The organism is Rhizobium leguminosarum bv. viciae USDA 2370 (assembly GCF_002008365.1).
GTDB classification, from domain to species: domain Bacteria; phylum Pseudomonadota; class Alphaproteobacteria; order Rhizobiales; family Rhizobiaceae; genus Rhizobium; species Rhizobium leguminosarum.
Genome location: NZ_MRDL01000064.1, coordinates 1 through 2,418 on the forward strand (window position 1 = coordinate 1; position 2,418 = coordinate 2,418).

At 61.8% G+C, this 2,418-nt stretch carries 1 protein-coding gene; it reads left to right on the forward strand.

What is annotated here, in order from left to right; genetic code table 11:
- Nucleotides 1-2,234: shikimate kinase (locus tag BS629_RS37425; protein ID WP_158081472.1), on the forward strand; the 2,234-nt coding region annotated here is incomplete at its 5' end.
- Nucleotides 2,235-2,418: the final 184 nt, after the last annotated feature.

Sequence of the window (2,418 nt, forward strand, 5' to 3'; positions counted from 1 at the left end):
CGCTGGAGGCGCGACGCCAGTTTGCCGAGCGTGCCATCTTCGGCACCTACGAGGGCATTCATCCTGAGCTCAAAGCCGACACCCGCGCACTGTTGCAGGAAGATCGGCCGGATGGCCAGACCCTCCATGAGCTCATCGCCCGGGTGGGGGAAGACAGCAAGGCCGCCAGACATCCGGTCGCCCGCGAACTGGCGGCCTTGCTAATGGCCGAGCTCCAGGACTGGAACCTGCAGCTCAATAGCGAGCCAGCTCATGAGCAGTCGGACGTCAAGCAACAGTTAGCGCGTTCCGCAGCTTCAACCGGCGCGAAGCCTGCCTTCAGCGCCGACGCCGGCGCGCTCTTCCCCAAACTCAGCGAATCCTATCCGGCAACCGCTGACGCCAGGAAGCGCATCGACTTCCTGCTCAACCACTACCAGCCGCGCATCGATCCGCGGCCCGACGGCTACAACCCGGACGATCTGCATGAAAGCGCCATCAATTTTTTGAGTCTCGGCATCAAGGTTGGCACGGACGCCTACAAGTCCGATACCGGTGCGCTGGTGTTCAAACAGAAAACCGCCGAATTGCAGCGGCTCTTGGAGCGGAGGCCGGGCTTCAAGTCGGCGCCCTATGTCAAGGCGCAGGCGGATAAGCTCCACCAGGGCCGGTTCGACGTCGATGGCAGCCTGGCGGATCTGAAGGACAATCCCACGCTGGCGGCCTCGGTCATGGAGGCCTCGATCAGACTCGCCGTCGAAAAGCGCATCATTCCCAGAGCTTTAGCAATCTCGGCCGACGGCGACCCCGCCAGCAGGATAAAGCTGAGCAGCGAACGGGCACTGGAGCGCGCCAGTCTCGAAAGCGCGATTACCGAAACTGTGCATGCGGTTGCTGAGCTTTTGCGGCAGGACGGCATCGAGGTGAAGGTGCCGCATCTTGACCAACGGTCGCGCGGGCAGGTCTGGATAGGCGACGAGTTGACCGGCCAGAGCGTGAGCTCGGCGCCGGAGGCCCAACTGGTCCCCAATGCCGTGCGCCATGTCTTCGAGATCCCGGACGAGACATTTACGCGGGCCTTCAGGAAGGCGGCACTGGCCTTCGAGGAGCGGGACTGCAGCGAGGTCGAGACCACCAACTGGTTCATCAGGATGGACACGCCGCGGTTACGGGGCGTTCACACGGCGTTCAGAACCGCGCAGAACTATCGCTTCGAGGTCGAGTTCCATACGCCGGCCAGTTACCGGGCCGAGCGCGCGCAGAGCGAAGGCGAAGTCCCCGCTCCCCGTGGGGCCCTCGAGATATTACACTTTAGCTCGTCAGGAGAAAGCAGTTCGAGAGTGGCAGGGTCCTCCAGGTCGCGCGGCGTCGCAAGAAAACAGGATGGGGGCGCTCGCTCGTCGAAAGCCGGCGAGATCCTCGCGGCCCTCGGCACGCGGCCGGTCGTGCTCGTCGGCATGCCGGCGAGCGGCAAGTCGACCATCGGCCCCCGGCTTGCCAAGGAGTTGGGGTTGGAGTTTCTCGACATCGATAAGCGTATCGTCGCCGAGCACGGCAATTTGATAGAGATGTTCGCCGACTCTGACCGCGGCGAGAAGTACTTCAGGGACCTGGAGGCTAAGGAGCTCGCCAAGTGCCTGGAGAGAGGGCCCATCGTCATCGCAACCGGCGGTGGCTGCTTTGCCGAGGAGTCCAATAGAGCCCTGATCCTTAATAAGGCGAGGTCGATCTGGCTCGACACCGACCTGAAAGAGCTCCGCAGGCGCCTCAAGAGGGACACCAACCGGCCGCTGCTGCAATGCGCCGACATCGAGCAGAAGGTTGACCAGCTGTACGAAGAGCGCAGTCCTTTCTACCAAAAGGCCGATATCAGGTTGCCCCTCGTCCCGCCCTTTCAAAAAGAAAAGAAGGACGCCCGCATTTGCGTGGACGAACTCTACGCTTTCCTGTGCAGCGGCAGAGAAGCCGCTCTGCCCGCTGCCGAGATATCACATGTCTCCGGTACTTCCGGCACCGCCATCGGCATGTCCCCAACAGCGCAGCGCATGCACGATGATCATCACAGCGGCTACGATTGCGGGGGCGGCGTCGTGGAAACCATCCAGGCGCCAGCGGCGGCATCGGGTGAAGAGGAACGGCCGCCGCCCCTCGACTCCCTCACCGCCGCCCCGCAGCCTTTGCTAGCCGGCAGTAACGCACGAGCGGATTTAGCATCTTCCACGAGAAGCAGAGAACGCTCAAGTCGAGGTCGATAATCTTTAGGCGGCAACAATCAAGGGTTCTTTCGCAGGTTTGGTGCAGGGGCGGGTTCGCGCCGAATGCTAATAAATGTGGAATCGCATGCATAAAGTCGTGAAAAGGCGATGTCACGTTGTTTGATCAACGGCCGTAAAGTCGCTTGTCGGTAAACTCATGCAATTGCAGCGGTCACGGCTTTCC